This window comes from Microbacterium sp. UBA3394, assembly GCF_002358725.1.
Taxonomy (GTDB): domain Bacteria; phylum Actinomycetota; class Actinomycetes; order Actinomycetales; family Microbacteriaceae; genus Microbacterium; species Microbacterium luteum.
This window is the reverse complement of record NZ_DEPK01000283.1, coordinates 20,189-24,556: the sequence shown is the minus strand read 5'-3', so window position 1 is coordinate 24,556 and position 4,368 is coordinate 20,189. Positions and strand designations below refer to the sequence as shown.

General features: G+C 69.7%; 5 protein-coding genes and 1 pseudogene. 2 read left to right on the top strand and 4 right to left on the bottom strand.

Going from position 1 to position 4,368, the window contains the following annotated elements:
* From B4E30_RS16500 to B4E30_RS16490, 3 genes are all read right to left on the bottom strand, one after another.
* A partial coding sequence (locus B4E30_RS16500; RefSeq protein WP_286796355.1) for an HNH endonuclease occupies nt 1-300 on the bottom strand: 300 nt, incomplete at its 3' end.
* A gap of 316 nt (nt 301-616) precedes the next feature.
* The gene (locus B4E30_RS16495) at nt 617-1,474 is read right to left on the bottom strand and encodes a M23 family metallopeptidase (protein ID WP_286796353.1); all 858 of its coding nucleotides are present in this window, start codon (nt 1,472-1,474) and stop codon (nt 617-619) included.
* A 289-nt stretch (nt 1,475-1,763) separates the two neighbouring features.
* Entirely contained in the window at nt 1,764-2,465 is a 702-nt protein-coding gene (locus B4E30_RS16490) for a metal-dependent transcriptional regulator (protein ID WP_286796352.1), read from the bottom strand.
* A 119-nt stretch (nt 2,466-2,584) separates the two neighbouring features.
* On the opposite strand from B4E30_RS16490, the gene B4E30_RS16485 reads away from it, so the two are divergent.
* Both B4E30_RS16485 and serC read left to right on the top strand, forming a co-directional pair.
* Nucleotides 2,585-2,944 carry a three-helix bundle dimerization domain-containing protein gene (locus tag B4E30_RS16485; protein WP_286796350.1) on the top strand — a complete coding sequence of 120 codons (360 nt, stop codon included), beginning with the start codon at nt 2,585-2,587 and terminating at the stop codon, nt 2,942-2,944.
* 49 nt (nt 2,945-2,993) lie between these two features.
* Complete coding sequence (serC, locus tag B4E30_RS16480) at nt 2,994-4,109, top strand: phosphoserine transaminase (protein WP_286796348.1); 1,116 nt, start codon at nt 2,994-2,996, stop codon at nt 4,107-4,109.
* A 27-nt stretch (nt 4,110-4,136) separates the two neighbouring features.
* Here serC and B4E30_RS16475 read toward each other — a convergent pair.
* Nucleotides 4,137-4,368 (bottom strand): annotated as a pseudogene (locus tag B4E30_RS16475) (DUF3027 domain-containing protein); the annotation flags it as partial.

Genomic DNA, 4,368 nt, shown 5'->3' with positions numbered 1-4,368 from the left:
CGACCTCGGCAGCACGTGGTCGATTGTCGAAGCGGATGCGCCGCAGTATCCGCAGCGGTGCGCATCACGACGGAGCACACCCCGTCGGGTGACCGGCACGCGGCGCCCGCCGGGAACGCGCACGTATCGCGTCAGCAGGATCACCGCCGGTCGATCGTAGGAGGCATCCGTGCCCCACACGGGTTGCCCATCGATGTGCTCGACGACCGTCGCCTTGTCGTTCATGACGAGCACGAGTGCCCGCTTGAAAGACACGACGGCCAGCGGCTCATAACCGGCATTCAGCACCAAGGTGCGCATAGTGATTCCTCTCGAACGGCCGGGACGGCTTCGCGGCTCCTCGAAGTGCGACGAATCGAGAGGTTTCGGGCATGAAAAAAGGCGCTGTCACACAGACAGCGCCTTGAAGACCACGGCAGGACCGCGGCTTCCGCTCACAGAATGCCGAAGGACGAGCAGTCCGAGCGCATCCATGGTTCGGATGCGGGGCGCACTCTCCATCAGCTTCCCTCCGCTTCTCTCAGCGTCGGGTCTCAGGCTAATGCACGCAGCAGCAGGTCGGGTCGCATCCGCGGGTGAACGAGACGTGGCGTGTCGAGGAACACGCCGGGCGGCGTCAGCCGGCGTTCTGCGCGAGCCACGCCATGGGGTCGACGTTCGACCCGCCGATGGCGACCTCGAAGTGCAGGTGATTCGCCGTCGAGCGCCCGGTCGATCCGACGAGGCCGATGATCTGCCCCGCGGAGACCGTCTGACCGGCGACGACCTGACGGCTGCCGTAGGTCATGTGACCGTAGGTCGTGGTGACCGACTGCCCGTTGATGACGTGGTCGATGACGACCGCGACGCCGTAGCCGCCGAGGCTCTCCTGCGACATGCGGACCACGCCGCCGGCGGCCGCGTAGATCGGCGTTCCGCCGCCGATGAGCATGTCGACGCCCATGTGCGACCCGCCACGGGCGAGGAAGCCGTCGCCGACGGTGTAGCCGCCGGCGAGCGGATAGCGCACCGCTCCCGTTCCCGGCGCCACCATCGACAGGTCGACCGAGTACGACGTCTGAGACGTCTCGGCGGAGCTGGCGGCAGCCGCCGCGAGACGGGCACGCTCGGCCGCGGCCTCAGCCGCCGCCTCCTCGGCCTTCTTCTCTTCGATCTCCTCGGCCGTCGTCGCCGAGTAGCTCTCGCGGCCGAGATCGACCGGCTCCTCGGATGCGCCGGCGTCGGAGGCGATGACGAGCGACTGCGCGTCTTCGGCGGCGACCTGCTGCAGGGTCTGCGGCTCGTCCGACGGAAGGGTGATGGCCCCGTAGGCGGGGAGACCGACGGTGGCGACGAGACCGCCGACCATGCTGAAGATCACGAGACTGCGCAGCGGGCGTCGGGCCGAGGATCGCGGCGAGGCCTTCGCCGCCGGAGCGGAGCTCTTCGCCACGGTGGTGCGGCGGGTCACGCTCTTCTTCGCACGGGAAGCCATCTGTCGTGCTCGCTCGCGGCGGCTCGCCACGGGAACGTCGGGCTCTTCGTGCGGGTGGTTCTCTTCAGCCAAGTCAATCCTCCGGCGCCTCGACGCCGGGGGCGCTGACTCGTCGGCACTGGTGTCGGGGGCACAGTGTGCGGTTCGCTGCAAAGGCGACGAGCCAGTGAGGCGACCTTCCCAGCATCCTGGAGCCCGGGCTTTCTCGGGTGCAAGACCGGTTCAGGCTACCCGAAGATAACGAATATGTCACGCTCGCCGCGCGGGTGGGGAAGCGCTCGCCCGCGGCTCAGGCGCCGTCGTCGACGAGGAAGATGTGCGAGGCCACCTCGACGGGAAGCTCGAGCGCGTCGTCGGTTCCGTCCATCTGCACGAGCACGTAGCCCTCGCTGAAGCGGAAGTCTCCCGCGGCACCGGGCACGACCCCGGCCTGCTTGAGCTGCTCGAGCAGCTCCGGGTCGACCTGCACCGGCTCGGCGAGGCGGCGCACCGTGCCGCTGACCGGACCGTCGGCGGCGTTGAGTCGCCGCACCAGTCCCACGACGCCCTGCTCGAAGGTCGCGCCGGGAATGTCGCCGAGAAGATCGAGCCCCGGGATCGGGTTGCCGTAGGGCGACTCCGTGGGGTGGCCGAGGAGCTCCACGAGACGGCGTTCGACCTGCTCGCTCATCACGTGCTCCCACCGGCAGGCCTCTTCGTGCACGTAGGCCCAGTCGAGGCCGATCACGTCGGAGAGCAGCCGCTCGGCCAGACGGTGCTTGCGCATCACGTCGACGGCCTTCTGGCGACCGGAGTCGGTGAGCTCGAGGCGGCGATCGTCCGAGACGACGACCAGGCCATCGCGCTCCATGCGCCCCACCGTCTGCGACACCGTGGGTCCGGAGTGCCCGAGCCGCTCGGAGATGCGCGCGCGCAGCGGCACGATGTTCTCCTCCTCCAACTCGAGGATCGTGCGCAGATACATCTCGGTCGTGTCGATGAGATCGGCCATGTCGCGGTTCCTCACAGCTGTCGAACGGGCAGAGACAGCCTATCCGCACCCGACGACGTCAGATGCGGGCGGGCGGGCAAGCCCTTGCGGCGGCCCCGACGCGGGCGCACACTTCGTGCATGAGCGAAGAGACGGCGGCTTCCCCCGCCCGCGACGAGCGCGTCGCCATCGAACACGCGATCGACCGGCTGGCCGAACGCTTCCCCACCGTCGATCGGGCTCGGGTCGAGCAGATCGTCGACGAGGAACTGCACCGGCTCGACGGCGGGCGCGTGCGCGATTTCATCCCTGTGCTCGTCGAGCACGAGGCCAAGGAGCGGCTGCGCAGCGAAGCCGTCCCTCTGCCCCTGGAACAGGTGATGGATGGCGGCGCCGCCCGTCGTGCGGAGACCGGCGGGCGCGAAGACGACCCGATGGAGCGTCAGCGTCGCGGCGAGCACACCGGCCTGCTGCAGGGGGACGCCGGCGGCGGCCGGTAGCGCGCCGGAGGCGTTCTGCGGCCGCGGACGGGAACCGTAGACTCGTCCCATGGCGCACGTCGAGCTCCCCCGTGACCTTCTGCCCGCCGACGGACGATTCGGCTGCGGCCCGTCGAAAGTGCGTGGAGCCCAGCTGGAAGCGCTGGTGACCCACGGCGCATCCGTGCTCGGCACCTCGCACCGCCAGGCGCCGGTGAAGAACCTCGTCGGCCGCGTGCGCGAGCACCTCGCGCAGCTGTTCTCGCTGCCCGAGGGGTACGAGATCGTGCTGGGCAACGGTGGCTCCACCGCGTTCTGGGATGCCGCCGCCTTCGGCCTCATCGAGAACCGCAGCCAGAACCTCGTCTTCGGCGAGTTCGGCGGCAAGTTCGCCCAGGCCGCGAAGGCGCCGTGGCTGACCGCGCCCGACGTGCGCACGGTGCCGGCCGGCACGCGGTCGAGCGCCGAGGCCGTCGAGGGCGTCGACGTCTACGCATGGCCGCACAACGAGACCTCGACCGGCGTCGCCGCTCCCGTCACGCGGGTCCACGCCGACGAGGGCGCGCTCACCGTCATCGACGCCACGAGCGCCGCCGGCGGCATCGACGTCGACCTCGCCGAGGCCGACGTGTACTACTTCGCCCCGCAGAAGAACCTCGGGTCGGACGGCGGCCTGTGGTTCGCCGCGATGTCACCGGCCGCGATCGAGCGGATCGAGCGGATCGCCGCCACCGAACGCTACATCCCGGACTTCCTCAGCCTCAAGAACGCCGTCGACAACTCCCGGCTGAACCAGACGCTGAACACCCCCGCGCTGAGCACCCTGCTGCTGCTCGAAGACCAGCTCGCGTGGATCCTCGACAACGGCGGCCTGTCCTGGGCCAGTGCACGCACGGCGGAATCCTCCTCAGCGCTGTACACGTGGGCCGAGGCCGCGTCGTTCGCGACCCCGTTCGTGACCGACCCGGCCGACCGGTCGCCCGTGGTCGTCACGATCGACTTCGACGAGAAGATCGACGCCGCCGCCGTCGCGAAGAGCCTGCGGGCGAACGGCATCGTCGACACGGAGCCCTACCGCAAGCTCGGACGCAACCAGCTGCGCGTCGCCACGTTCGTCTCGATCGAACCCGACGACGTGCGACAGCTCATCAGCGCGATCGACTACACAGTCGAGCGACTCGTCTGACCGCAGCGGACTCCGGCGACGCGGACGTCAGTTCTCGTCGTCGGAGTCGTCTTCGTCGGAGTCGGCATCCGGTGCGAGCTCGTCGATGTCGACGCCGTCCACGTCGCCGGCGTGCAGGATCGACGCGTCGTCATCCGCCTCGTCGTCGTCCTCGTCATCGTCGTCGAAGTCGGAGGCGTCGTCGTCGGCCCCCTCCTGCGCCGCCGCAGCCTGCGCGGCCTGGTAGTCGGCGAGTCGCTCCGCCCACGGCACCCAGTCC

What these genes read in the sequence shown, in the direction of transcription:
- B4E30_RS16485 (WP_286796350.1), top strand. Translation starts at nt 2,585, where the DNA reads ATGAGCGAAGAGACGGCGGCTTCCCCCGCCCGCGACGAGCGCGTCGCC.
- B4E30_RS16495 (WP_286796353.1), bottom strand. Translation starts at nt 1,474, where the DNA reads ATGGCTTCCCGTGCGAAGAAGAGCGTGACCCGCCGCACCACCGTGGCG.
- serC (WP_286796348.1), top strand. Translation starts at nt 2,994, where the DNA reads ATGGCGCACGTCGAGCTCCCCCGTGACCTTCTGCCCGCCGACGGACGA.
- B4E30_RS16490 (WP_286796352.1), bottom strand. Translation starts at nt 2,465, where the DNA reads ATGGCCGATCTCATCGACACGACCGAGATGTATCTGCGCACGATCCTC.